The sequence below is a fragment of the Paenalcaligenes niemegkensis genome, from assembly GCF_022230885.1.
In the GTDB taxonomy this organism is placed as follows: Bacteria; Pseudomonadota; Gammaproteobacteria; order Burkholderiales; family Burkholderiaceae_B; genus Paenalcaligenes; species Paenalcaligenes niemegkensis.
Window position 1 is genome coordinate 803,497 of the sequence record NZ_JAKGCT010000004.1, and the last position, 25,293, is coordinate 828,789.

The window sequence follows — 25,293 nt, forward strand, 5'->3', positions numbered from 1 at the left end:
CCCTCTTAGCAACCTTCCTAGCGTTCTTCCTGTTTGCCTTCTCTGCGAGCCTCGCGCTCAAAGGTAGGGACATAACTCAGCGTAAACTCCTGTTTTATCGTGTTCATGGCTTGCATAAACTCAGCCTCTAACGCGGGCAGGGTGATGAGCAGCCATCGAATGACTTCGGTTTTGGATAACAGCTTTCGCCGTTCGTCTTTAGCTGCCTTTTGAGACTGTAACTGGTCCATGACCAGTACCGCGAAGGGCTTGGGTTTATTGTGGAACTGGATCCGCGGCTTGCTCGGCGCTCGGCTCAGGCAAGGCGATGGTCAGACCTAAGGTCATAGGCAGAGCCATATCGTTGGGTGGTGGTTCAGAAATGGCCTGTTCAGTTAGCACATGGCGCAGATCGGCATCGGCCTGGGCATCGCCCAAGGATGAGAATTCGGCACGCTCTACCTTGCCGCTAGGCGCTACCCACAACCGTACGATCACGGCGTTTTCGACGGCGCTGGCAGCTGAAGTACTTAAGTGCTTTTGCCCCCACTCTTGCAAGCGCTGCGCTGACTCGTTGCTGCCGTCACCCAGCCACCCTTGAAGCTGCCCGCTTGCCAGTTGCGCGTAGGCGATCCAGTGCTGCGGCACAGACGCCTGCCCCGCTGTCGGCAATGTCGCCGTAATCAAGCCTAAACCCAATAGACCAGCCACTGCATTGCGGACTCGATACATCCACGACTTAGGTTGAGAAGTCGAGATTTTAATCGTAGTATTGCTGGTTGTGAGTCCAGCTTTCTTCGGTGTAGCCATAAGACGATGGTCCTTAAAAACGGTAAAAAACGTGGACTAGAGAAATCCGGTATATCAGGCGCGCAATGCCAGCCAGCAATCATCCGCAGATGATACCCACGGTGAGTGTGGCAGCCCGCGACGCCTGAGCCTGCAGCCTACCTAGTTGGGGCGCGTTGCTTTCCGAGAAAACAATGTCGTTATCGAGTAAAAACTTCTTGATACGCTCGGTTGAAACTGCCTTTACACGGCTTTGGCCTTTTATGTCTACACTCCTGCCAACCTGGCTAAGCGTAGTCGTACCCGAGGACCTGAAACCGGGAGCTACGCGTTCGACCACCATGCCCAGGACGAGGCCCTCGCTAAGCACCGGGGTACCACTGGAGCCAGGCTGAACGGGAGAGAGCAGCGAAAGTTCGTTGTTGTCGGGATCGGACATGGCGTTAAAAACAATGCTGGCCCGATTGGGCATACGCTGCACCACGTTATAGCCCTCGGCAAATACCGCCTGGCTTTTGCCAGGCACCTCGGTGTCGATAACAAAGACTGCATTCAGGTAGGGCTTTAGCGGCGTACGTAATACCGCCAGATCATGTTCCGGACTGACCGCGTGAACAGTGCCCGCCACGACTTTGTTGTCCTTGACCACATACACGGCACCGCAGTGTTGTATAGCATGGTGTACGGTCATTACATCGCCCTGCCCGTTCAGGAATACCCCTGTAGCATGGGCGTCAAGAGTTGAGGACTTGGCGTGATAATTTGACTTGTCGCCCTGCGCTGATCCTGCCATGGGCAGGGCCGAACAAGGCCCAGCCACCGCCAAGAAAAACAGTAGCTTTTTCAGTAGGGATAAAGCCGGGAGACACGAAAGGTCCAAGGTATTGTCACCTTGAGCTTGCCATGCGCCCCTGCACCGTAGCCTTAACGCACGGCATCGAACGCGGCATTCAAGGTTGCACCGTCAATGCTAAGTGTTCCTGCATCTACCAGACCTTCAAGATACGCTTTGGCTACTGTACCTTTATGCTGGCGGCGCAAGGCTTCACGCAACTGATCTTCGACCTGGGCAAGCTCAGGAGTGACTGCAGGACGGTAGTCAACCAGTTTCAATATATGAAAACCAGCCTGCGACTGAACGGGCTCGGAGACCCCGTCTTTTTTCAGCAACGCTACTGATGAACGTAGTTCAGGTACCAGTTGGGCCAATGGCGTCCAGCCGCTATCACCACCACGAGCCGCAGTGGCTTCATCTTGAGAGTGTGCTTTGGCTAGCTCAGCGAAGTCGGCATCTTTGGCGCTGGCTTTTTTGGCCAGCTCCATGGCCTCGGCGCGTGTCTTGCTGACGGCATCGGCATCGTAGTAGGGTGCCGCCAGGAAAAGCTGGCTGACACGATACTGCGCTGGTGAGGTAAATTGCGCTTTGTTGGCATCGTAAGCAGCGGCCAGATCATCGGCTGAGGGGTAATCGGCGGGCACCTGGCTGACTGATTCGAGGTAGGTTTGCAACACGACCTGTTTCTCGGCGGCGGCAGTCAGGTTCTTGACCTCGGGACGCTCTTTCCAGCCCTGCGCTTGGGCTTGAGCCAGCAGGGCCTCTTCGGCCAGGCGGGCCCGAAGCCACTGATCCAGCGCCGGACGGTTATGTTCAAGCTGCTGGCGCGTGGTCTCGGGCAAACTGCGCAACAGAGCTTCCATGTCGGTCTGCGTCACTGCAACGGAACCCAGCCGGGCGACTGCGGGTGACGACGACATGCTTCCTGTAGCGGCAGCATTTGCAATGGGGTTGGCCGAGGACTGGTTGATGGCAGCCTGGGCACTGGACAGTGCCGACGTACCGCTTTCGGATGAAGAGCCAATTAACCAGCCGGCACCGGCGATTACGCCCGCGCCGATTACAACCGCTAAGTGAATTCGACTTAACTTCATAGCTTTTACTCGCCTTTACGCAGCCTGCGCTGCAGAGTCGTCTTGATCTGCTTTTTGATCATTGTCGGGTGCATTGCCGTCGTCTTGCTCGTCTGTTGCGACAGCAGCGTCAGCTGCCGTGGGTTGAGCGGCAAAAGTGCGCAAGAACAGCAAGAACTGTTGCAACAAATGATCCCAAAGCTCGGTGGTTGAACGCAGATAGGCGTCGGTTACGCCGCCGGCCACGATGACGTCCATTTCAAGAACCAGGAAATCGCCCTGGCGTGCCAGGCGGGCAAAGCGTTTGGTGATGTTCCATTGTGAAATGAGGTCGTCAGGCAGTTCGCCTTGTACACGCAATGCGCAGCTTAGGGTGTAATCCAGATACTGGCCGGCCTCGGCGGAAGGATTGCCAAAACGCAGTGCAAAACCGATGCCTTGGGTGGCGCTTAATAATTGAGTCTGGCCGTTTTGCTCAGAAGAGGTGACGCGGTACCCCGCTGCTTGCAGAAGCTCGGTAAGAAGCTCGGCGCTAATGGACTGGACTAATTCTGTTTTATCGATGGTGGCCATGATGGTTTCCTGGATTTATAGAGAAATAAGGTCATTCGGGTACGAGGGCAAGAAAACCTGCCGCATGTAAATGAGCGGCGTCTGCGCCTTGGTGCCGCCTAGGAATCAGCTTCCGGTGATGCTGTGGCTGGCGCGGGTGCGGACTCGACCTGTCGCGGATCAAATTGACCGCTATAAAGGTTGTCGCCATATACTTGCGCCTGTTCTTCGAACTTGACGCGAGCACCGCCCGCAAAAGGCTGACGAATTTTCAGCATGTCGCCTGTACTGAAGCTTTCATAAGCCGCCAGGATTTCTTTGCCAGCCTGGTACAGCTCTTGGTTTTTGGCCGTACACATGGACAGTTCGGCATCACGCTGCCCAAGAGATGCCGTGAGGGTGGTACGTTCGGCTTCAGCAGCCCGAGCCATAGTCAGCAGCTCGTTATAGGCATCTTTGAACTGATCGCGCTGGGCTGCACTGGCAGCAACCTGGGCACGGGCGCCCTGCTCTATCGCGCTTTGCTGCTCGGCCAGTTTTGTAGCCTGACCCTTTACTTCGCCCAGCTGCGCCCGCAGTCGCTCGATTTCGTGCTGGGCGGCATCGCGCTGTGCCTCGGCAGCCACTTTGGCGGCATTAACCTGTGCCTGCTGGCTTTGCAACGACTGTAGCTGCTGCGTGGTGCTGCGCAATTGAGTGCGCAGGCGCTCTTCCATGCTTTGGTTTTGTGCCTGTGCCAGGCCTGGCGCGGCCAGCGCAAACGTGACACCCATTGCACTCAGCCTAACAAGAGAAAATAATTTTGTTTGTTGTGGATTGACCCAGCGCGCGAAGCGGCGCGCGGTATAGCGAAGAATAAAGGTCGATTTGGCTTTGACTATATTGCTGGTGACCACGGTATTGCTTCCTTTGTTCGGATAAACAATGACAACGGCCCGCCGCTGTCTATTATCCTATAGACGTATATGACGAGCCAGTAGTGCCCGATGTCATAAAACCTTCATACTATCGAGACGTTTTCCTGACTGACCTGACAAGGCCGGATCAAAGCGCATAACGCCTGCAACCCGGCCTGTCTGCTACCCTTTACAGATACACTTCACATTCATACTGATGCCTAGAAGCGTGCATTGACCTCAAGCTGCACAATGTCGATAGACAACGGTGGACCATAGATCTCTTTGGAACTGCTCCAGCGCAAGGCACCATACACATTCTTCTCGAAAGCGTAACTACCGCCCAGGTAGTAACCCCGGGCATTCGTGCCGCCCAAGTGGAAAGTGGAATCGTTGTAGGCATCGGGCATGGCATCAGGCTGTATGTACTTGTAGCCTGCGAAGACCTGCCAATCGCCTTTGTTGCTAAGGTCGAAACCGTTGCCCAGTGCCGCGTGAACCATGTAGGCATTACCACCGCTTTGGATAGGATCGTTGTATCCAGTGCCTTCCCGTGTGTTCCAGATATTGGTCAAGCCACCTGCACGCCTGATCATTTCGTCTTTGTCGTAAGCCAGGTTGCGAACATAGTTACCACTAAGACGTAGACCCATACCGTTCATGACACGCGTATCCCAGCGCATGTTCATATCAAGCAAGTTGAACTTGGATGCCAAGCCAACATACTGAGGCGCAAAGGTATTGAGAGAGTTGGGATCGATTAAGTCAGGCTGAAGGTTGCGCAAGGCAAACACTGTATTACCTTTTTGCATAAACGCCGGACGTGACCAGTCGGTATCACAACCTTCATTTGTGTAGAAATACGTATCGTAATCACATGCGCTGGAACGCTGTCCTGTGATGTTATCGAAATGGTAATAGGCCAGCGAACCCCGCAAGGTGTTTTGGGTATCAAGTTTCCACTCGGCGCCTACCTGACCGCCCAATAGCCATTTATTCTCGCTGCCACCTTCGGAATAAGTGTCGGATCCCCATGGATTATTAGCGTACTCAAGCGCAAAGCCACCCAAGGTACCGAATACAGTGACCGGCTTACCAGACAGGGGCTTGTTAAAAACGGCTGCAATACCATCGAAATTCAGATCATTCGAGTACAGCATGTCGGTAGACTCGAAGGGGTTGCCGAAGCGACCTGCAGTTATGCCCACCCAGTCAGTAGGACGAAAATTAAGATAGGCTTGATCTAGCCAGATATCTTTTTTCTCCATGCCACCGCCCAATGTTTGGGTAGTAGATACCGGGCTGTTATCACTACCCGTAGCCAGACGTATACCCGCCATCCACTGGTCGGACATCTGAGCTTTGATACCCAGACGCGCACGTACCCGTGCCAGGTTGCGGCGGTCGCGCTTTGTATTTAGCACAGGAGCACGGTCACCGTATTGCGCCGCATTCCATGGTCCGTCCTCGTTCAATCTAGCGAAATCAGTGATGACATCAGCATTACTATCGCTAAACCCACGCGACTCGCCGCGAACCCGCACATCGCCTTCCACTGTTATACGTGATACCCAGTCGGGAAAGGTGTTAGGCTGAGCCCAGTTCTCGGCCTTGGCCTTGGCCTGGGCCATGACGTCGGCGCGGACTTCATCGCGGATCTGGTCACGTACGGTTTCGGGAATGTACGGCACACGCACATCGCCCGGCTCGGCCAGTGCCGCGCCGCCAGCAGTCTTGACCTGCGCAGCTTCGGCAGCCGCCTGGTTGACCAGCGCATCAGCCTGATCTTGCTTGAGTACGCCCTGCTCAACCAGCAGGCGTATCAGATTGATAGTGGCATTATCCGTAGGCGCCGTTGTCTGCGCAGCGACCGGTATGGCCGTTAACGCCGCCGCCAGCGCCAGAGCGACGGTGAGCCGGCTGGGACGGAACGTCAATGTAGATTGGTAATTCATGAATGAAACTGCTCCTGCTAGCAAAAGATGTCGGGAATCTGTCTACGGTTAATTAGGGCGGCGGCCTTGAAAGGCCACTCGGACGGGCATCGTCAGCGACGCAGGAGGACGTTCGTCAAGCTGACCTACCGCCCGTACCGCTGCGATGACCAATTCGTCGATTTCCTGATCGCCACTGGACTTGGTGAGCTTGACCTGCGTTATTTTTCCGGCATCGGTGAGCCATACTTCAGCATTCAGGCGGAACACCAGATTGCGGGTACGGTCGTCATCACGCAAAATTCGCTGGAACATATAAGCCAGATACTGGCTGTAGGTCGCGTTGCCTGCCCGGCCTCCGCCACCACCGGACATGCCCCCACCTGAGCCTGCACCAATATTGAAAGCGTCGGATCCGGCCTGTGCTTCGCCATCGATTTGCATCGGATCGGCCAGATCGTCGGAAGGCGAAGGCGGTGCCTCGTCCTCAGGTTGTGGCTCGTCGATTGGCGTAGGTTCGGGCTCAGGCTCGGGCTCAACCACTTCCTCTTCCTTCGGCTCTTCGGGCTCGGGCTCTTTTTCAGGCTCGGGCGGCGGAGGTGGCGGAGGCGGCAGCGGGATGATAGTAGTTAGCTTGGGCGCCTCGCGCTTGACACCAGCCATATCGTTGGCCCACTGGTAAACGAACCAGCCCAGCACGGCCACAATCACCAGACCGACAATCCATTTGAACGATTGCGTCAGCGTAGGTTTTTTACGGGTTTTGGGATCCGCCAACCAGACATTTTGCGTCTGGCCGGCAGGCTGCTCGGTCTGGCCATGCTCAGTGCGCGGCCCTTTATCGGCCTCTGGTGGTTGTGGAGTGTTAGACGACATGGGGTCTCTTTAACGTCATGAGATTAATTCGGCTTGCCAGTGACCAGGCCAACCTGAGATAGCTCGAGTCGGCGCATCAGATCCAGCACTTCTACGACCTTCTGATATTGCACAGTGGCGTCGCCACGCACGATCACAGGAAAGTCGGGGCTAAGCGCCTTCTCGGTGCGCAAGCGATCTTCGAGTTCGGGCAGGGTTACCGGATAGGCATCCAGAAAGATCTGTCCTACATCATTGATCGAAATTGCCTTGGTCTTGGGTTGCGTCAGGGATACGGTGGAGCTGGCCTTGGGCAGGTTCACCTGTATGCCTGATACCTGAGCGGTAGCGGTCAGTATGAACATGACCAGTACCACCATCAGTACATCGACGAGCGGCGTAATATTGATGCCGTCGACCGGTGCGTCGTCGTCATCGTCCATTGAGGATGCTGAAGCCATTGTTGTCTCCTATGCGTTGCCGGCCGGGGTAACCGTAGCCAGGCTGCTGTCGGCGGAAACCGATAACGCCTTCTTGGTCAATGGTCTACCCGGACGTGCAGCGCTATTACTGTGATCGCCTTCCGTGCCATGGTTTTGTCCATGGGCCTCGGCCAGACGGGTTACAAACTCGTCAACAAACATTCGCATGTCGGCACTGACTTCTTTGTTGCGCGTTACCAGGCGGTTGTATCCAAACAGGGCCGGAATCGCTACGAACAAACCAGCTGCCGTTGCCATCAGGGCTGCTGCCATACCGGGAGCAATGGCGTTGATGTTGACATCACCCGCCATGGCTGTGCCCAGGAACACGACCATAATCCCAAGCACCGTACCCAGCAGACCAATGTAGGGCCCCCGCAATGGCGTTGGACAAGATGCCCAGTTTGGCGCCAAGTTTCTGATTTTCTTTGGTACGTACGGCGTCCATTGAGGCGCGGATGGATTCGATGGTGGCGCCAGAGATTGAATCTACGTCAACCCCTTGGCTACGACGTATGCGAATCTCGTTAATGGCCACCTGATACAGGCGCCACAGAGCAGAGTCAGCCAGACGGGTTTGCAGGTTGCTGTCATCAGCCAAGGCTTCCAGGTGTTGTCCGACTTTGGAGAAAGCCTCGCGAAACTGTCCGTTTGCCGCGCTGACACGTGCCACGTTACGGTTTTTGGTGTACATGATGACCCAGGACTGGACCATCATGGCTGCCAATATGGCGAGAATGATCCAGGCGTCGAGGGGGATCGCATTGATCAGAAATCCGAGGCCACCAAAACCAAAGCCCGACTGTTTCTCGTCGACGCCATAAACAACCAGGCGTGATTCAGAACCTTGCGCTGTGGCGTCAGCCAAAATCAAGGCAGCCGGACGCGCAACTTTAGAGATACGCAGTTCGTCGATTGCACCGGTGAATGGTGTAAAGGTGGATGCTGCGGGAACTGCTGCCGTGTCAAGCGCAATAAGTTGTTCTTCAGTAGCTGGTGTGGCTTCATCAGAAGCAAGCGCTGAGTCTGCTCCGGCCGTCGCTGCTGCTGGAATAAAGCCAGGCACATCGCCACCAATGGCCGTTACTGTACTTAGAGGAGGCAAGCTGACCGCCAATGTTGCCGCGGCACGTCCATTTACATACAGAATGGTTTGTGTGCCGTCGGAGCTAAGGGCCAAGTGCTGCCAGGTAGCAGGTGAAACAGGCTGTCCGGGCTGGCTGCGTTCGCCGTTGACTTCGACAAACGGAACGCTTTGGTCGAGACCGATAAGCAGGGAGTTGCCCGCGTCACGACGCGCATAGATGAGCTGTTCGCCTGCAGGCTGATCGGCACGAACCCAGGCACTGAATGTAAAGGCACTTGCTGCGGGCAAGGCCAGCGAGGGGCTGGCTGGCAGCATCAATGGCGCTTCACCGGTGAACTGCGCGGCACGGCCAATAACGCCATCAACGGAACCCGTTACCGGAGTTTGTGCATGATTGCTGTAGGCTGTGGTATCACGCGGTGGCGCACCTGCAGCACCATCGAAGTGGTAGGTCAGGATGTAGTTGGGATCGAAGGTTAGCTGACCGTTGCCTGTGGCAGGTGCAGCCTCGTTACCGTAATACATCCAGATATCCTGACGCTGGTCAGCCGCGATATCAGTCACATCTACCCAGATCAGCGCCATACCCATCAAGGGATCAAAGGATTCGATCTGGTGATTAAGCACCGTTGTGTCGTCGCCAGTAACAAAGCGGATGTCAGAACCGTTTTCGTTCACGCCATCGAATGCGAAATTACCCGTATGCAAGCGCACCAGCATGGGTGTACGCCCGATATTCTCGGCAATGGCAGCACCTTCGGTCGTGGTGTCGATAGAGATCTGTTTGCGATAATTCCAGTCGGGCTGCCACCAGGCGTGTGCCGCCGCTGGCAGCAAGCCCGCCAGTACGGCAAGCATTAATATCAAAAAGCGTTGCATGGTCGAAATACTCCGAGGTCTTTCCAGAAGATGGATAAAAAGTTAGAAACTGGCGCGGACGTTGAAATTCACGCGCGGATCGTGTTTGGTGGTATTGGCCCCGTCTTTAAGCGGGTAACCCCAGTCAACACTGGCGCTAAGCCAGTCGAGCACTTGCAGGCGGGTACCAAAACCAACACTGCCCAGGTTAAAACGTGACTGCTGTTCGGGCAGAGGATCCTGCAAACGCAAGTGGGCATATTCAGCAAAGGTGTAGAAACGCCATTCGTTCACGTGCGGACCAAGCCAGCGCGCCACGGACGGTGTGCGCCATTCCAGCGAGGCCAGGGCACCGTGGTCACCAGTGCGTTCGGCGGCAAGATAGCCGCGAATGCTGGTTGCGCCCCCTGCGGCGAACTGCTCGTTGGAGACGAGCGGGCCAGAAGCAAGCTGGAATGAGCCGCGCAATGCTAATTGCCAGTCGCCAAAAAGGCTGTGGGTGTGGCTGCCATCGCCCTTGAGCAGGGCAAAACTTGGATTGGCGCGGTAACGTTTGTAATCGAACTCTTCAGCGCTGCTGTTCAGGCCGAAGAAGGAGTCGCTGGCTGCCACGACACTTAAGCCAAAGCTGCTTTGCGCCGCTTCGGTGAAGCGATAGCCGCTATAGGACACGGTAAGTGGCACATACTTGAGAGGAACGTCGTCGGTATCTGCGCCAAACACCAGGGATTCGTCGAACTTTTTGTAATCGAGGCCCAGGGAAAGTGAGTTGTACCAGTTACCGGATGGTTTCATTGAGTAGATCGCCGACATGCCGAACGAGTAACCTTTACCCAGGACATTGGTGCCTCCGATGGTGGCCACGTTACTGTCAGAGTGGAAACCCGAAAACTGCAGGTTCCAGCGGTCGGAAAGGCGCCGTGTATAAGATCCGGACCAGACCTTGGCATTATCGGGCTCTTCAGGGGCGGTAAAAAATGTCAGCGAAAACGCATCACCGCGCTGCCACAGGTTATCGTGGCCAATGGTCGCCATAGAGCGCAGTTTGGTTGTATCTGCGCTGTAGTCATTGTTAAGCCCGATGCTGGCATGCCAGGGGGTGGTATCTTCTACCCTGAGATCTACGTCCATGGTGCCGGGCAGCGCTCCCTCTTTTACCAGAGGTATGACCTGCCGGCTGGCCCCGCGATTCAGTTCGCTAAGTTCTACCTGCGCCTGATTGAAGTCGGGCACTGTGCCTTCAGTCAGGGCGGTGACATCGGAACGGATAGCCAGGGGTGAATAATGCTTGGCGCCTACCACCCGCACACGACCGATCTTGGTTTCGGAGACCTGAAGAAAGACGATGCCGCCGGCAACCTGCTGCTCGGGCAAATCGACGAAAACAGACTGGTAGCCACGCTCGTGATAAACCGCCTGCAAAGCGTCGCGCGCGGCTTCAATGTCGGTAAGGGTGCGCTGCGGCCCCAAATAGGGATAAACCGCTTTCTCGATGTCGCGTGCCTGAAGCACTGTATTGCCGCGCACAATGTATTCATTGATATTGACGCCTGTGCCCTGCTCTGTTGCTGGGCTGTCTGCAGCAGGCTCGGCCTCTTGTGCGGACACAGTGCCAGCCCACAACGCCATGGCGCCTGCTACGGACAACACGGAGATACGCGCTGCGCAAGTCGTTACTACTTTGCTTTTTTTGTCTACGTCAAACATGTGTATGGACTCTGTCCGCAATAGGAATACTAAAAAAACCACCTGTTTTACCGAAAAGTCCAGGATGAACAGACGGCTACGACATAACAGCGCGGCATACCGGATGCATCGCCAAGCGAAACAAGGGCACCTTGCCTATACTGACCTTCTCTTAGTAAGACGGATGGACGAACCAAAGACTGCCGAATGTCATAAAAACTTCATAAGTAATCTTAATGAAACTTTATGTAACCTCCGATGCGCGGCTTGTTTCCTGTTCAAGACCGAAAATAAAGGTACCTGAGTTCCGTCTTAATACACTTAAGACTGAACCACGAGCACAAAACGACGCATTGTCATAAAAGTTTCATGTTGATTCTTCAAAACGGCTTCGCTGTCTTAGGATCGTAGTCATGGCTTATGACCTCACGATGACAACCCACTGCCAGGCTCAAAGGCCAAGAGTGGGCTGCGTCATAGACATGTCACAATAAAGTGGGGGCCGCTCACCTATACTGGCTGGAACTTAAGAAATCAGGAGGCGACATGCGTACGTCAATAGTGATTGCAATGCTCGCGGCTTTTTCACTACCGAATTCCGTGCTGGCTGCCGATGCCAAAGCCCCTTCGCTGCACCCTGCCGCTCCCGGCGCTTGTGTCGATGTGGAAGTCGGTGGCTATCGTGCACTGTCTTACGACTGCCTAAGCCAGCAAATGGCGCCCGATAAACAGCAGCCCGTCCCCGGAAACCCCGCGCTGGCCTCTGAGGAAATCGCCCGTCAAGCCCCTAATCGGCTGGGACTATTCAATCAGGCCGCTACTTCTAACCGCATGGGTAACCAATTCGGAAAATCAGCCTTTCCCCAACGGCCGTCAGCGTTTCCTGGGCGTGCGCCTACCGCGCCGTAGTAACAGGTAATAATCTGATATAAAAAAAGGCGCCGTGCAGGCGCCTTTCAGGTTCAGAAAATATCTACCCTTGCTTAGATACTCAGTATCACCGCCCCCTTTCTTGATCTGGACTCTATTTCCCGATGCGCTTGCGCTGCTTCAGCAAGCGCAAAGGTAGCAATATGTCCGGGGCGTAAAACATCATCATTGAGCGCTTTGAATAACGTGGCTGCGGCATTACGCAGCTTTTCGGGGGTTTGCAGGTGCTGGAACACGTTAGGCCGCGACAGCGAGTTTGATTTGGGAAACAGCATAGAGACTTCAAACGGCGGCACCGGGCCCGAGGCTTGTCCGTAATTGGCCAAATGCCCGCAGGGTGCCAGACTCGCCAGCGACCCTGAGAAGGTGTCCTTGCCAACCGCGTCATAAACCACCTGCACACCCGCACCGCCGGTAATCTCTTCCACTCGCGCAACAAAGTCTTCGTCTCTATACTGGATTACGTGACGGCATCCTGAACGCTGTGCCTCTTCTACTTTAGCTTCTGACCCCACAGTGCCAATAACGTGTGCGCCCAAATGACTGGCCCACTGACTGAGCAATGACCCCACGCCTCCGGCAGCAGCGTGCACAAGCACCCGGTCGCCGGGTTTGACGGAGTAGATCTCGTTCACCAGAACCTGTGCTGTAAGCCCTTTGAGCAAAATGGCAGCCACCATGTGGTCACCAAGGTCAGGGGTAAGGGAACAGCCGCTTTAGCAGGCAGGATACGTTCGTCGGAATAGGCGCCGTAGCCCAAATGGATATAAGCCACACGATCGCCCACCTTCAAATCGCGCACCTCGCTTCCGAGTTCGGTAACGACGCCTACGCCTTCTATTCCAGGTATTCCCGGCAGCGCAAGTGTCTGATACAGACCGGAGCGAACGTAGGTATCGTGAAAATTGACACCAACCGCAGTATGTCTGAGCCGAATTTCGGCTGGACCCGGCTCTTGAACCGTGACAGACTCGAATTTGAGATTTTCCGGAGGGCCAGGCTGATGCAGAACAATGGCTGAAGGCATAAAAGTTTAATCCGTGATGAAGGAGCAGTTATTGGATGGCTTCGTTGTCGCAACCCAGATAATCAGTGTAGCTCACTAGCCTTGCAGCATAAACGGTACTGCATGAGTTCGCTCAGGGGGCTGCCAACGCTTCTGCAAAGGAATTTATGGAGTCCAAGCGCAAGAAACGGATTTCTTATGGTTTCCTTTGAATCTATGCTTAAGCCATCATTCAACTGAGTAGAAATGCCATGAACTCATCTGCTAATTTTGACTCGAATACGAAAAGTCCGGATGTCACTACGGCTCATCAGCGCCGCATCGCGGCCTTGGTGGAGCAGGCGTGCCGTTTAATCGAAAGCGCTGAAATGCCTCCAAGCCTGGACGAGCTGGCGGCTCAGGCTGGCATGAGCCCTTTTCACTTTCATCGGGTTTTCAAAGCCGAAACGGGCCTGACCCCCAAGGTCTATGCCAGTGCCTGGCGTGCATCTAAATTACGCCAGAAGTTAAATGCTGCTGATACGATCACCGATGCCATCTACGAAGCGGGGTTCAGTTCCTCCAGCCGCTTTTACGAAACAGCCGAGGCAAGGCTGGGGATGCGCCCAAAAGATTACCGTAGCGGAGGCCAAAACTCCCGGATTCATTTTGCCGTAGGACAATGTTCATTAGGCGCCATTCTGGTGGCACAAAGCGAACGCGGTATCTGCGCCATTTTTATGGGTGATGATCCCGATATGCTCACACAGGCGCTGCAAGATCAATTTCCCAAGGCGCATTTTATTGGCGCTGATAGCGACTTTGAGCAGCTTGTGGCGCAGGTCGTGGGCTTTATTGAAATGCCGGCCCTGGGATTGAACCTTCCCTGGATGTCCAAGGCACTGCATTTCAGGAGCGGGTCTGGCAAGCCTTGCGCGAGATTCCGCCAGGCACCACAATCAGCTATAGCCAACTGGCCGAAAAGCTGGGCTCCCCCACGGCCGTGCGCGCTGTGGCCAGTGCCTGCGCAGCCAACCGTCTTGCTGTCGCTATTCCCTGCCATCGCGTCGTGCGTCGTGATGGCAATCTTTCGGGGTATCGCTGGGGCGTGGACCGCAAGCGCGAATTACTGCAGCGCGAAGCGCTAAGTAAGCCCTAAACAAATACCAGGTTGCTGCCGAATACCTATTTCCCGTCACGCCAGACCGAAGGGGTCAGCCCCATCACTCGCTTGAAGGCGTTACTGAAGGTGGGCGCGGACGCATAACCCATACGCTCAGCGACTTGTTCAACACTAAGACCTTCTGTCAGCAGTGCCTTCGACAGCTGCACACGTATATTAAGCAGCAATTGGGCTGGGGCAAGACCTGATAGCAAGGTGAATCGGCGATGAAAGCTGGCTCTGGAGGTATGCAGAAAATCGGCCATGTCATCCACGCTCCACGCCAGTGCGGGCTCTCTCACAATCGCCGAGAGCAGAGGGCCATAGGCATTATCTTTAGCCAGCTCAAGCACCCCGTAAGGCAAGGCGTAGTTGGCATGACCATGCTCAGCGTAATAACGCAAAGTGTAAAACAGCAGCAACTCAACCAGACGCTCAATAACAAGCGGGTTCACCTCTTGCTCAGCCCTCATCTCGCTCATAATCAAATCGAAAACAGTACGCGTCTCAGAGGCCAAAAGATCTGGCCCCGCCAACAGCAAGGTATCAGGTAGCGCAGCAAGTAACAGATCCGTTAATCCTGGCTGAAACGATAAAAACCCACATAACAGCCCGGTAGAACTGGTGGCATCTTCAGACAGGGGCTGCATCAACTGATGGTTTAAGGGATGAGAAAAATCAGGTTTATCGGCGCTGGGCGAAAGCACATGCGCCACATCACGCAAGAAAAAACCGCCTCGCCTGGCTGCAGGCAAATGGACGGCAGCTCTGGAAAATGCACCCAGCACGGACCATGCAGTACCAGATGGAATCCGGCTCGTGAATGCAGGCTAAGGCTGGCCTCCCACCGGTCGCAATACTGACCAAAGTGAAAAATACTGGCTTTCACTTCAAGGCCGGACAGTAGGAAGTTCTCTGCGTTTCGCATGGATAAAAGCAACACTATAGACGGTTATTGAATAAGCAAATTTCAGAAAGTTGATATTAACAGTATGGAATGAGCGACTAATGAGCATTGTCGCGAACACGGTGAGAAAGCACAATTTAAGTATATTTTTTCTTATAGGCAGCCTCTCATGACACGTCTTACTCTACACACCGTTGACTCTGCTCCCGAGTCTGTTCAAGAGCGCTTAAACACAGCGGTCCGGGGCAGTGGCTTCTTGCCTAATCTGCTAGGTATTTTAGCGAATGCCCCGGTTGCACTGCAGGCCTATCAAGACTTATCTGCGTTAAATGCCACCGCCAGCCTGAGCCTCGCTGAACGGGAAGTTGTACAGCTTGTGGCTGGCACCAATAATGGCTGCACATTTTGCGTAGCGGGCCATACGGCCATTGCTACCAAGAAAGCCAAACTTGATCCTGCAATCATTGCAGCTTTGCGCAGTAAAGGCATACCCGATATTGCCGATGATCGATTGCAGGCGATTGCTGTGTTCACCCAAACCGTAATCAATAAACACGCAAAACTGGATGATGGCGAACTTAATGCCTTCTTTGAGGCCGGTTTTACCCAACAGCAAGCCCTGGAAGTTATTGTTGGAGTCGGCCTGGCTACTATCTGCAATTTTGCGAACAATCTGGCCCATACCCCGCTTAATGAACAACTTCAGGAGTTCGCATGGGAAGCTCAATAAACGCCGCAGCAGCATTCGCTCCCGTTGCTCCGCCGCCAGCGCTACTTAGCCATGAGCTTCGTCTCTGGCTGAATGAACACGCCCTGGCTCTGGACACTGGTACTGAACTCGCCTCAGAGCTGCTGCCCAAGCTCGCTGCATCCTCGCTGTTTGGCCTGGGTGTACCGCAGCAGTTAGGGGGCAGGCCAGGCAGTTCATTTGCCGACGCCCTTGACGCCGTCAGCGATGTGGCCGAACTGTCATTAACCGCTGCTTTCGTTCTTTGGGGGCAGCGCAGTTTCATCGAGTACCTGTTGCAAACCGAAAATGCTGAGTTACGAAGCTGCTATTTGCCAGACTTGCTAGATGGAAAAATAGCCGGGGCCACAGGCTTGTCAAATGCGATCAAGTTTCTCGGCGGCATAGAGGGGCTGCAGGTTAGTGCTACTGAACAAACGGACGGCTCGTGGAGCCTGTCAGGACGCCTGCCGTGGGTCACGAATCTGCGCCCTGACAACTACGTTGTAGCAGTGGCTGTCTCCACACCCAATGCCAGCCCTGCTATCGTGGCCATTCATCATGATGACAGCGGGCAAGAACGCAGTAACGACCTGCCGCTCATTGGCTTGCAGGCCAGTAACACAGCAGCCTTGAGCTTTAATCAGCTACAGCTTTCCGCTAATCGGGTACTGCATGACAATGCCGCTCTCTACATCAATCAGATTCGCCCTGAGTTCTTAGGTTTGCAATGCGCTCTTACCATCGGACTGGTTCGCAAATGTGTGAAGCAAGTTCTGGAACACACTAGGAAAGTGCGCATATTGACTGAAGCAGCTACAAGTATTCTCAATGAACTTGAGCAGCTACGTTTAACGCTGCTGAAGGGTGTGGATTCGGGGTTATATAGAATCAATCCACGCAAACTTTTTGAAGTGCGCATTGCCCTGGCTGATCTGGCGGCTCAAGCAGTTGCCCTGGAGAGCGCGAGCGAAGGCGGCGTTTGCTACTTGGCTGGTGGGCGTGAACACACGCTGAGACGTCATCGTGAGGCCATGTTTGTGCCCTTGGTTTCGCCCACCGTGGTACAGCTTAAAAGTGCATTACAAGGTTAGCATCGTGACAATACCCTGCCCTGACATTGCAACGGCTCCACTGCTCGAAGCACGAGACGTAGGCTTAAACTTCAACCCGCGCCATATACTGAGCAATTTGACCCTCTCTGTTTATCAGGGCGAGACAGTGGTGCTGCTAGGCCCCAGCGGGGTAGGAAAGTCCACGCTTTTACGCTGTCTGGCGGGGCTGGCCGTTCCAACCCAAGGTCTGATTCGCTTCCAGGGCGCTCGCTTGCAGGCCGTTCATCATCGCCTGGCGATGGCCTTTCAGGACCCTGCCTTGTTACCGTGGTTAAGCGTGGAGGCCAATGTGGGTTTCGGCCTTAATTTTAAGCACCAGCCCATATTAAGCGCAGATGCACGACAAGAGCGAGTACAGCGAGCCATGCGGGAAGTGGGCTTAGCGCAGCATGCTGCCCTTCGCCCCAATGAGCTGTCGGGTGGCATGGCGCAGCGTGTTGCATTAGCCCGTTGCCTGGCACGGCAGCCAGAAGTGCTATTGATGGACGAGCCTTTTGGAGCACTCGATGCCGTGACACGTCGTGAAATGCAAAACCTGCTATTGCGCGTGAAGCAGGATTTTTCATGCACGATCGTTCTGATTACCCACGATATAGACGAAGCCTTGGTGCTGGCCGACCGTATCGCACTGATTGCAGGGGCACCGGCCAACATCGTTCAAGAGTGGGAACTCTCTCGGGAGCAGCCTCGTGACTTAGCACATCCAGAAGTCTTCGCTCTTAAACGTGAGGTGCTTCAGCAACTTGAACAGCACTCCGCCCCTGCCACCAACCCCCTCTTTGCGTAAACACACCATGAACACATCGACCAGTATCAGCCGACGCGAGTTAATGAAACTCGCCGCTCTTTTTACGGCGGCAGGGGCCTTGCCTTTGCTGTCGGCGCTAAGCCGCCGCGCCCATGCCGAGCCAAACGCCCCGCTACGGATCGGCTATTTGCCTATTACCGATGCGTCGGCCCTGCTGATTGCTCATCAGAATGGTTACTTTGAAGAGGCTGGCATTGTCGTAGAAAAACCCGTACTGGTGCGAAGCTGGGCGCAGCTTATTGAGGCTTTTATCTCGGGCCAGGTAAACCTGGTCCATTTGCTCACTCCCATGACCATTTGGGGACGTTATGGCAGTAAAGTGCCTGCAAAGGTGGTGGCGTGGAATCACATGAGCGGCTCAGGGCTGACCGTTAGCCCCGCCATCAATAAGGTCAGCGATTTAGGTGGCACGACAGTCGCCATTCCTTTTTGGTATTCCATACACAATGTGGTGTTGCAGCACTTGCTGCGCAGCAACGGTCTTACGCCGGTAAGTCGAAAGCGCGGCAAAACCGCCACGAACGAGGTCAATTTAGTAGTAATGGCTCCTGCCGATATGCCTCCTGCCTTGATCAGCAACCGTATCGCAGGCTACACAGTGGCCGAGCCTTTTAATGCGCTGGGGGAAAGCAGCGGAGCAGGAAAAATCCTGAGATTCACGGGAGATGTATGGCGAGATCACGCCTGCTGCGTCGTATTCATGCACGAACATGACCTGAACAACCGCCCTGAGTGGTCGCAAGGCGTTGTGGATGGCATCGTGAAAGCCCAGCTATGGATGCGCGAAAATCGCCAGGAAACGGCAAGACTATTGTCTAAAGATGGTCCAAACCGCTATACGCCGCACAGTATCGAAAACCTCAGCAAGGTGCTGGTTCCCAACGCCACTGATCGCGAACACTACATACAGACTGGAGCCATTCAAAATCCTTCATGGGCTGAAAAGCGTATCGATTTTCAGCCCTATCCATTTCCTAGCTACACTCAGGAACTGGTCTCCATGCTGAAGAAAACGCTGATCGAGGCCGATAGCGGATTTTTAGAGTCTCTGGACCCATCTGTTGTTGCCTCTGACCTGGTCGACGACCGCTTTGTAAAACGCGCCATAGAAAAAGCAGGCGGTTTAGAAAAATTCGGCCTGCCCAATCGCTATACACGCGAGGAGACCCTCAGCATATGAGCAAACAGTGCGTGCAAAAGCAGACGGCATTTTCACCTGAAAGGCCTTCACTCTTCCTCACTCGAAGCCTGAGCTCGCACCCCACTGTATTAGGTGTACTGGGGCTGCTGTTGCTGCTCGCAATATGGTGGCTGGGCATATACTGGTTCGGCGGTACGCTGGCCAAACAGTTCGCACCCGAACAGGCAGTGACGACAACATTCAGGCTATTGGGCGACGGTGATATCTGGCTTCATATACTACTTAGCCTGAAACGCGTGGCTATAGGCTTGGCAATAGCACTGCTTCTCGGTATTCCCACAGGCTTGCTCGTCGGCTTTTCTACGAGCATAAGTGCCCTGCTTAGCCCCGCTTTTCAGTTTTTAAGAATGGTTTCACCCTTGTCGTGGATGCCCATTGCCGTCATGGCTTTCGGCATCGGCGACGCGCCCATCTACTTCCTGCTTAGCTTTGCAGCCGTCTGGCCAATCATTATCAATACTGCCGCCGGTGTTCAGGCGTTAAACACGAAGTGGTTAGCCTTGGGATTAAGTCTGTCAGCCACGCGTTTCGAAACCTTGACGCACATTGTTGCACCAGGCATTTTTAGCCACGTGCTAACTGGAACACGCTTGGCTATTGGTATTGTATGGATCGTGTTGGTACCCAGTGAAATGTTGGGCGTGGATGCAGGCCTGGGCTATTTTGTACTCGACACACGAGACCGTATGGCTTATTCAGAACTTATGGCTGTCATTCTTATTATTGGCATGCTGGGCTTCGCCCTGGATAGCCTCATGCGCTGGGCGTTTAAAAAGTGGCAGTATTAAAACATCTTGATAAGAAAACCTGAGCAACACCCCAAAAGCCGAAACTCAATAAAGGCTTTGGGGTGTTTTCCCTGCCTTGGCGAGAGCAGTTAAAAACGCCAGGGCAAGTACACATTAAAGGGTAATTTTAGTACCTAGCACGGCCAGAAACTGTGTCATCCATGCTGGATGCGCAGGCCATGCAGGTGCGGTCACCAAATTACCGTCAGTATGCGCTTCGGTCACGGCAATATCGGCAAAGGTGCCGCCTGCCAGCTCCACATCAGGCTGGCAGGCCGGATAGGCCGAGCAAGTCCGCCCTTCCAGCACGTTGGCTGCGGCAAGCAGCTGCGCACCATGGCACACGGCTGCGACGGGCTTATCTGCATCAAAAAAGTGACGTACCATCTCAAGCACCTTGGAGTTCAGCCTCAGATACTCAGGGCCACGGCCACCGGGAATTACCAAGGCATCGTAGTCTTCAGCCCGAATGTCATCGAACGTGGCATTCAATGCAAAATTATGCCCGCGTTTTTCAGAATAGGTTTGTTCCCCTTCAAAATCATGGATGGCCGTTGCGATCGTGTCGCCCTTTTTCTTGTCGGGACACACCGCATCAACGTGATGCCCTACCGCCAGCAAGGTTTGAAATGGCACCATTGTTTCGTAATCTTCACAATAGTCGCCACAAATCATCAGAATCTTTTTAGCCATGTTTCATCCTTAACGTTTAAGTAAGCACACCAGTTGTACATATCCAAAGGTCCAAGACCTTGTTTTACCCGTTTAAGGAAGTCTTAACAATACGGTTTTTAGCGAAGAATGACGAGGCCAAGATTATTGCAAGCCGCCCCACCTCGTCACCGCTGGCTCTGAAGTGGCCCAGCGCCAGTGCCCACCATACTGCTGGCAAATGTTCGTTAGGTACGCCGGGCTACTTTCTTTTATTTCCACGGTGAAAAGCACTTCACGGCAAGCTGCCAATGGATTAGCAATATCACGTACCACTTGCATAGTGCCTCGCTCATTACCCACAGGGATAGACTTCTTTATCTCCCATGCAATGACCTCTCCGATTTGCGCTCCGCCAATTTTATTGGCCATCAGATTCTGCTGATCATTCTTCCATTCTCGCAACACATATTTAATGCTCGCGTCTACCGCAGCCTGAGTGCCTATTCCTACCGCATAGCCAATAGCCGGATTCGCTGTGAATGCCCCCGAACCAACGCCTGCAACCGCACCGGCTGAACTGCCTATAGAGGAATAGCCACAGCCACTGAGGCCTATCGCCACCCCCAATGCGGATAAGACAAACAGATAGCGTATGCTCACTGCAAGGCCCCCATCGGGCCGTAGCAGGCTCAGCCGTCGCCCAATGCCACCCGTCGGGGTTCTTACAGATAATGGCGACGAAGAACTCGCTGTCCAGAAGGGGATTGACGGCGGACATGGGAGCATGGGAAAACACAATCTCTTTGCAGGCCAGGCCGACGCCTCCGATCAGCCGGCTGACGGTCACCTTGCCCTGCGAGTCAGGCTCCAGAGGGAGCGGATGTATAACGGCCCATTCGCCCACTTCGCCTTCGTTTAATGAGGCTGCTGCCCGCACAATGGCGTCATGCTCCTCACCCCGCGTCTTACGCTGTGCATACTGTAAGCCGGCGTTGGCAACGGCTTGCACGCCCAGACCTATCCCCGTCGCCACCGCCGCATTATCCGTCATCCGGTCCGCGATGGTCACCCCTGCAATCCCAGCCCCTGCGCTGGTTCCTTCGGCTAGAAACGAACTGCAGCCCGACAATGCCACTGCCAAAACCAGCCCCAGACTGCCAAAAAAGTAACGCGAAAATACCGCGCCGGTTGCTTTGTCATTGTTATAAGTTAAGGTCATCAATGGTTGAGATCCGACTTGAGTGTAAAAGATCACCACGTGGTCAGGGGTCAACAAATGTTAATGCCCGATTTTTCACATGTCTTTATTAGTCAGCGCAAAATAACTGACGGTTATTCCTGCTATTCGCTTCCCCTTTTTACTTGAGTTAGGGCTAGAGTGGGATCTCCATTAATTTATTCTTTATCGAGCTCCGGCTTTCATGCAAAATAAAACTCGTTGGGTTTCAGTTGTGGTGCTTATTTTCTGTGGCATTGTCGCTGCTATGCAAATGGGCAAAGTCGCCATCGGCGCTCCGCTTTTACAGCATCAGCTAGGTTTCAGTTTTAGGCATATAGGCTGGTTAACGGCGCTATTCTCCGTCCTGGGTATGGTGGGCGGCATACCATTAGGCACGCTGGTCATGCGTTATGGTCAGCGCCGGGCAGTAATTTTGGGCCTCTGTCTTTTAGCCGTAGCGTCAGTAGCATCCACATGGGGGGAGAGCCTGCGTTGGCTGCTCAGCTGGCGAGCTGTCGAGGGCCTGGGTTTTATTATGGTCACTATCTCGTGTCCAGCTCTGGTCGATAACGCCACTGCAGCCCGCCATAAGGACACCGCTATGTCGATGTGGAGCTGCTTTATGCCACTGGGCATGGCGACGTCCATGTTGATTGGTGGCTGGTTCAGCGACTGGAAGCTTTTATGGTGGGTGTGCGCTTCACTTCCGTTAGTTGCATTAGGACTCGTCTTATGGCTAAGCTCTGCACCGCCCTCTGACCGTACCATTCTTCAATTCAAAGAAATCGGACTGCAGCTCAAACAACTCTTAGCCGCGAAGATAGCGCCTGCCTTTGCCAGCATTTTCGCTTTTTATGCTGTTATGTACTTCGCACTATTTAGCTTTTTACCCTTGCTGCTGGTCGAGCAAATGGGACTTAGCGTAAGAGAGGCTGGCTCCTTTACTGCTATTGCAACGCTGGCTAACGTAATCGGCAATCTGGGCGCAGGTCAGTTAGTCTCACGAGGTGTGTCGCGCGGCACCTTGTTATCAACGGCTTGTATCATCATGATGTTTTGTGGGGCCAGCCTGTTTTTCGCCAATCCTGCGCCACTGGCGAGCTTACTTCTGTGTCTGGTATTTTCAGGCGTAGGCGGACTGGTTCCCGCAACCATCGTTTCGGCCGTACCACGCATAGCCCCAAGTGTGGCAGCGGTCCCTGTCACCATCGGTTTGACCATGCAGGGCAGCAACCTGGGCCAGGTAATGGGCCCTGCACTTGTGGGTTCAAGCGTGGACAGCTTTGGCTGGCCATCAGCCGGTATCGTTATCGTAGTCAGCGGATTACTTGCCTGCATCCTTATCAAGCGCTATGTGTTCACGAGCAAGACGGTTTAACAGGGGGCTTACAGCAGGAAATGATGTACGCTGACCGACATTCTGTTTTTAATTGTTATTTTTTATGTCGTTTGACACTTATTTCTTAAAATTATTTTATAGTTGTATAAAGCATTAATAAATTGACATCTTTCAGTGTAAGGTGTGATAACAGAATAAAAACTTATCCGTTTTTGCAGAAACCACAACAACGAGGTTTTTAAATTTTTTATAGAAACGTTAAATATAGCTTAATTATATAAATTTTTAATAGTATTTTTTATAACTGGTTATTCTATTATTTGCTGCGTTTTTTTTCGTACCGATTAAGTCATAAAAAACTAGTTTTTTATTAAAACATGAAGATAAAAAAACATTTTTTATGTCTACCTGAAATGTATCAATATTCCTGATTTCTGTAGTAGTCTCCTCCTTTAACCAGCCTCAGGGCTGGTTTTTTTATCTTTCCCCACTCTCCTGATCAGCGCTGAAAGCAGACTCTCTGATCGCTAATACATTGATGTACAGGTTCTTTCTGACACAAAGGCACACAAAATAAGCTCTCATAGCAATCACAACTGAGAGATTATGAACATAGACAAACTATGTTTGCAGGAGTTATGCCCATGAACAACAAATACGACGATGACAAGCCCTGGCCTGAAGACACAGACGACACCGGCATGGGACCCTCTGACTCATCTGACAGCCCTAGCGACCTGCCTTCGGCCGAACGCTTAACCAGCAGCGACCGTTCGCAAACGGGGAATCGTGTTGATGTGGACACCGATACCCCCGATAACACAGCAGAAGAGCTCAGCCCCGCCAATGTGGTCTCCGCCGAAGATGCCGGACTGGGTATCGACACACCAGAGCTAGATCAAGGAGAGGCCATCAACGATATGGACGATAGCAGTTTGGACGAAATAACCTCGAGCACGACTAAAAATCTCGATGAGATGCCACCTGACACCCTGCGCTTTTTAGATGATCGATACGATCCAGAACGCGTTTCAGATAATCCGGGAGAAGATGAGGATCTAGACACCAAGCAGCGTTGAACAATCTCTTCAGAGCGGCTTCAGGCCAGTTTTGCCACTTACCCACATAAATTGTGCAAAACCATGTTGGTAAGTTCATAACAAGGTCTGCTGAGCCGCATGTTGTGTGGCTTAACGGACCTTGAGTGATTTTCATCCATCGTCTGAAATACCTGCATACCCGCTATTTATCCCCAAATAATGTGCACAACGATGGGGATAGCTTTGTAATAAATCACCGGAAGCCGCATTCAGCCTGGCGCTCCAGAGGGGTGGATAGCTTTCGCTCATAGCAGCAATAAAGGGCTAAACCGGCGTTTGCAGTGGAGATTTCTAAGCCGCGGATACGATTTCGACACTTTCAACCACGTGTTTTTACTTTATTCGCCTTCTGCGTGTTAGGTCGAGACCGGCTCCCAGAGTGTTTTATGCTCATCGCAGACTTACGCACAGTAAATGTGCAAAAGCTTGTTAGCAACCCCACAACAACCTATCAAGACCCTTGTTAACATTAGCTCTTAGCGAGATGGTCACATTTTACCCATCGGCTAGCAGATGAGCAAAAACGGTCATTTCACAAAGTTATACGCAGATTATGTGCACAAGCATGGGGACAACCCGCGCTTAAACCTCCCAAGAGCGCCGCATGCGTCACTTTGGCTTAGGCTGTGTGGTTTTTGACCAGCTTGGAACCGCGATTATCTTCCCGTACAAAAATAACGCTACAATCACTGCAGAGCCTAAGCATTTCTCCCATGCGTTTTTTGGTGTCGGGCCTTGGCGGCTTCGCCCTATTCCGACCAACTTGCCACACAGCCGGGCTCCTTTCCGTGGCGCAATTTCCCTCTTTGTCGTGAAATCTCTTACTCATGTAGATACCGTTGCTGATCGCGTGTCAGCGGGTGAACTACTTCAATATCAGCGTAGTTTAAAAGAACGTATTTTCCATGCCTTGCTATTTGAAGGTCTAGGTATTCTGTTTGCCACTCCGCTTGCCATGTGGATCACCGGCAAGTCAGCTGTCTCGATGGCTGCCCTTTCGGCCGTCATCTCGGCAATTGCCATGCTTTGGAATATGCTCTTTAACTGGCTGTTTGATCGTCTGCAATTACGCTATGGTTTTAGGCGTGGTTTCTGGATGAGAATACTTCACACCTGCGCATTCGAAATAGGTCTGATTCTAATCGTTGTTCCGCTTGTAGCGTGGTGGGTAGATACCACTTTGTGGCATGCTCTGGTTCTTGATATCGGGCTGGTGCTGTTTTTTATGCCCTACGCTTTCTTTTATAATCTGGGTTACGATCATATTCGCGCACGCATGGTGCGAGCTCGTGAATTAAAAGGCTGATTTCTACCTTAGTTGCTGTCTTCTCT

27 protein-coding genes and 2 pseudogenes are annotated in these 25,293 nt (G+C 53.3%); 10 read left to right on the forward strand and 19 right to left on the reverse strand.

Annotated elements, in window-relative coordinates:
* Positions 1-17: 17 nt before the first annotated feature.
* From L1889_RS07850 to L1889_RS07900, 12 genes are all read right to left on the reverse strand, one after another.
* On the reverse strand, positions 18-230 hold the full coding sequence (locus tag L1889_RS07850) for a hypothetical protein (RefSeq protein ID WP_238664672.1): 213 nt from the start codon (positions 228-230) through the stop codon (positions 18-20).
* A 25-nt stretch (positions 231-255) separates the two neighbouring features.
* The gene (locus L1889_RS07855; protein WP_238664673.1) at positions 256-789 is read right to left on the reverse strand and encodes a YbaB/EbfC family DNA-binding protein; all 534 of its coding nucleotides are present in this window, start codon (positions 787-789) and stop codon (positions 256-258) included.
* Positions 790-868: 79 nt separating this feature from the next.
* Entirely contained in the window at positions 869-1,561 is a 693-nt protein-coding gene (locus tag L1889_RS07860) for a S1 family peptidase (RefSeq protein ID WP_238664674.1), read from the reverse strand.
* Positions 1,562-1,692: 131 nt separating this feature from the next.
* Positions 1,693-2,697 (reverse strand): peptidylprolyl isomerase, encoded by a 1,005-nt coding sequence (locus L1889_RS07865; protein WP_238664675.1) that lies wholly within the window; start codon positions 2,695-2,697, stop codon positions 1,693-1,695.
* A 15-nt stretch (positions 2,698-2,712) separates the two neighbouring features.
* Positions 2,713-3,249: a YbjN domain-containing protein gene (locus L1889_RS07870; protein WP_238664676.1), complete on the reverse strand. Its 537-nt coding sequence runs from the start codon at positions 3,247-3,249 to the stop codon at positions 2,713-2,715.
* A gap of 98 nt (positions 3,250-3,347) precedes the next feature.
* Positions 3,348-4,001 (reverse strand): DNA repair protein, encoded by a 654-nt coding sequence (locus tag L1889_RS07875; RefSeq protein WP_238664677.1) that lies wholly within the window; start codon positions 3,999-4,001, stop codon positions 3,348-3,350.
* Between the two features lie 344 nt (positions 4,002-4,345).
* Positions 4,346-6,079 carry a putative porin gene (locus L1889_RS07880; protein ID WP_238664678.1) on the reverse strand — a complete coding sequence of 578 codons (1,734 nt, stop codon included), beginning with the start codon at positions 6,077-6,079 and terminating at the stop codon, positions 4,346-4,348.
* A 48-nt stretch (positions 6,080-6,127) separates the two neighbouring features.
* Entirely contained in the window at positions 6,128-6,934 is an 807-nt protein-coding gene (locus tag L1889_RS07885; RefSeq protein ID WP_238664679.1) for an energy transducer TonB family protein, read from the reverse strand.
* Positions 6,935-6,957: 23 nt separating this feature from the next.
* Entirely contained in the window at positions 6,958-7,374 is a 417-nt protein-coding gene (locus L1889_RS07890) for an ExbD/TolR family protein (protein ID WP_238664680.1), read from the reverse strand.
* 9 nt (positions 7,375-7,383) lie between these two features.
* Positions 7,384-7,731 carry a MotA/TolQ/ExbB proton channel family protein gene (locus L1889_RS19175; protein ID WP_372871341.1) on the reverse strand — a complete coding sequence of 116 codons (348 nt, stop codon included), beginning with the start codon at positions 7,729-7,731 and terminating at the stop codon, positions 7,384-7,386.
* On the reverse strand, positions 7,697-9,361 hold the full coding sequence (locus L1889_RS07895; RefSeq protein ID WP_372871343.1) for a DUF2341 domain-containing protein: 1,665 nt from the start codon (positions 9,359-9,361) through the stop codon (positions 7,697-7,699). Before L1889_RS07895 ends, L1889_RS19175 begins: the two co-directional genes overlap by 35 nt.
* 42 nt (positions 9,362-9,403) lie before the next feature.
* Positions 9,404-11,047 (reverse strand): ShlB/FhaC/HecB family hemolysin secretion/activation protein, encoded by a 1,644-nt coding sequence (locus tag L1889_RS07900; protein WP_238664681.1) that lies wholly within the window; start codon positions 11,045-11,047, stop codon positions 9,404-9,406.
* Between the two features lie 525 nt (positions 11,048-11,572).
* On the opposite strand from L1889_RS07900, the gene L1889_RS07905 reads away from it, so the two are divergent.
* Positions 11,573-11,935 carry a hypothetical protein gene (locus L1889_RS07905; RefSeq protein WP_238664682.1) on the forward strand — a complete coding sequence of 121 codons (363 nt, stop codon included), beginning with the start codon at positions 11,573-11,575 and terminating at the stop codon, positions 11,933-11,935.
* Positions 11,936-12,009: 74 nt separating this feature from the next.
* Here the strand turns inward: L1889_RS07905 and L1889_RS07910 are convergent, their stop codons facing one another.
* Positions 12,010-12,636: a zinc-binding dehydrogenase gene (locus L1889_RS07910; protein WP_238664683.1), complete on the reverse strand. Its 627-nt coding sequence runs from the start codon at positions 12,634-12,636 to the stop codon at positions 12,010-12,012.
* A complete protein-coding gene (locus L1889_RS07915; RefSeq protein ID WP_238664684.1) occupies positions 12,588-12,983 on the reverse strand; it encodes an alcohol dehydrogenase catalytic domain-containing protein in 396 nt (131 codons plus the stop codon). The genes L1889_RS07910 and L1889_RS07915 overlap by 49 nt, the downstream gene beginning before the upstream one ends.
* Positions 12,984-13,285: 302 nt before the next feature.
* Here L1889_RS07915 and ada point away from each other — a divergent pair.
* A pseudogene (gene ada / locus L1889_RS07920) lies at positions 13,286-14,100 on the forward strand (bifunctional DNA-binding transcriptional regulator/O6-methylguanine-DNA methyltransferase Ada); the annotation flags it as partial.
* 26 nt (positions 14,101-14,126) lie between these two features.
* On the opposite strand, the gene L1889_RS19180 reads toward ada, so the two are convergent.
* Positions 14,127-14,576, reverse strand: coding sequence for a helix-turn-helix transcriptional regulator (locus L1889_RS19180; protein ID WP_372871735.1), 450 nt, complete (start codon positions 14,574-14,576; stop codon positions 14,127-14,129).
* A pseudogene (locus L1889_RS19185) lies at positions 14,553-15,031 on the reverse strand (cupin domain-containing protein); the annotation flags it as partial. The pseudogene L1889_RS19185 and the gene L1889_RS19180, both read right to left, overlap by 24 nt.
* A gap of 148 nt (positions 15,032-15,179) precedes the next feature.
* On the opposite strand from L1889_RS19185, the gene L1889_RS07930 reads away from it, so the two are divergent.
* The 5 genes from L1889_RS07930 to L1889_RS07950 are packed head-to-tail and all read left to right on the forward strand — an operon-like array spanning position 15,180 to position 19,649.
* Positions 15,180-15,740, forward strand: a complete 561-nt coding sequence (locus L1889_RS07930; RefSeq protein WP_238664686.1) for a carboxymuconolactone decarboxylase family protein — start codon at positions 15,180-15,182, stop codon at positions 15,738-15,740.
* On the forward strand, positions 15,725-16,831 hold the full coding sequence (locus tag L1889_RS07935; protein WP_238664687.1) for an acyl-CoA dehydrogenase family protein: 1,107 nt from the start codon (positions 15,725-15,727) through the stop codon (positions 16,829-16,831). Before L1889_RS07930 ends, L1889_RS07935 begins: the two co-directional genes overlap by 16 nt.
* Before the next feature lie 4 nt (positions 16,832-16,835).
* Positions 16,836-17,639, forward strand: a complete 804-nt coding sequence (locus L1889_RS07940; RefSeq protein ID WP_238664688.1) for an ABC transporter ATP-binding protein — start codon at positions 16,836-16,838, stop codon at positions 17,637-17,639.
* A gap of 7 nt (positions 17,640-17,646) precedes the next feature.
* The gene (locus tag L1889_RS07945; protein WP_238664689.1) at positions 17,647-18,840 is read left to right on the forward strand and encodes an ABC transporter substrate-binding protein; all 1,194 of its coding nucleotides are present in this window, start codon (positions 17,647-17,649) and stop codon (positions 18,838-18,840) included.
* Positions 18,837-19,649, forward strand: coding sequence for an ABC transporter permease (locus L1889_RS07950; RefSeq protein WP_238664690.1), 813 nt, complete (start codon positions 18,837-18,839; stop codon positions 19,647-19,649). The genes L1889_RS07945 and L1889_RS07950 overlap by 4 nt, the downstream gene beginning before the upstream one ends.
* Positions 19,650-19,763: 114 nt before the next feature.
* Here the strand turns inward: L1889_RS07950 and L1889_RS07955 are convergent, their stop codons facing one another.
* From L1889_RS07955 to L1889_RS07965, 3 genes are all read right to left on the reverse strand, one after another.
* Positions 19,764-20,342: a DJ-1/PfpI family protein gene (locus L1889_RS07955; RefSeq protein WP_238664691.1), complete on the reverse strand. Its 579-nt coding sequence runs from the start codon at positions 20,340-20,342 to the stop codon at positions 19,764-19,766.
* Positions 20,343-20,465: 123 nt separating this feature from the next.
* A complete protein-coding gene (locus L1889_RS07960; RefSeq protein WP_238664692.1) occupies positions 20,466-20,732 on the reverse strand; it encodes a hypothetical protein in 267 nt (88 codons plus the stop codon).
* Between the two features lie 40 nt (positions 20,733-20,772).
* Positions 20,773-21,522: a hypothetical protein gene (locus L1889_RS07965; RefSeq protein ID WP_238664693.1), complete on the reverse strand. Its 750-nt coding sequence runs from the start codon at positions 21,520-21,522 to the stop codon at positions 20,773-20,775.
* 202 nt (positions 21,523-21,724) lie between these two features.
* Here L1889_RS07965 and L1889_RS07970 point away from each other — a divergent pair, with 202 nt between their 5' ends.
* From L1889_RS07970 to L1889_RS07980, 3 genes are all read left to right on the forward strand, one after another.
* Positions 21,725-22,900: an MFS transporter gene (locus tag L1889_RS07970; RefSeq protein ID WP_238664694.1), complete on the forward strand. Its 1,176-nt coding sequence runs from the start codon at positions 21,725-21,727 to the stop codon at positions 22,898-22,900.
* A gap of 605 nt (positions 22,901-23,505) precedes the next feature.
* Complete coding sequence (locus L1889_RS07975) at positions 23,506-23,940, forward strand: hypothetical protein (protein WP_238664695.1); 435 nt, start codon at positions 23,506-23,508, stop codon at positions 23,938-23,940.
* A 625-nt stretch (positions 23,941-24,565) separates the two neighbouring features.
* Positions 24,566-25,267 carry a PACE efflux transporter gene (locus L1889_RS07980; RefSeq protein ID WP_238664696.1) on the forward strand — a complete coding sequence of 234 codons (702 nt, stop codon included), beginning with the start codon at positions 24,566-24,568 and terminating at the stop codon, positions 25,265-25,267.
* Positions 25,268-25,293: the final 26 nt, after the last annotated feature.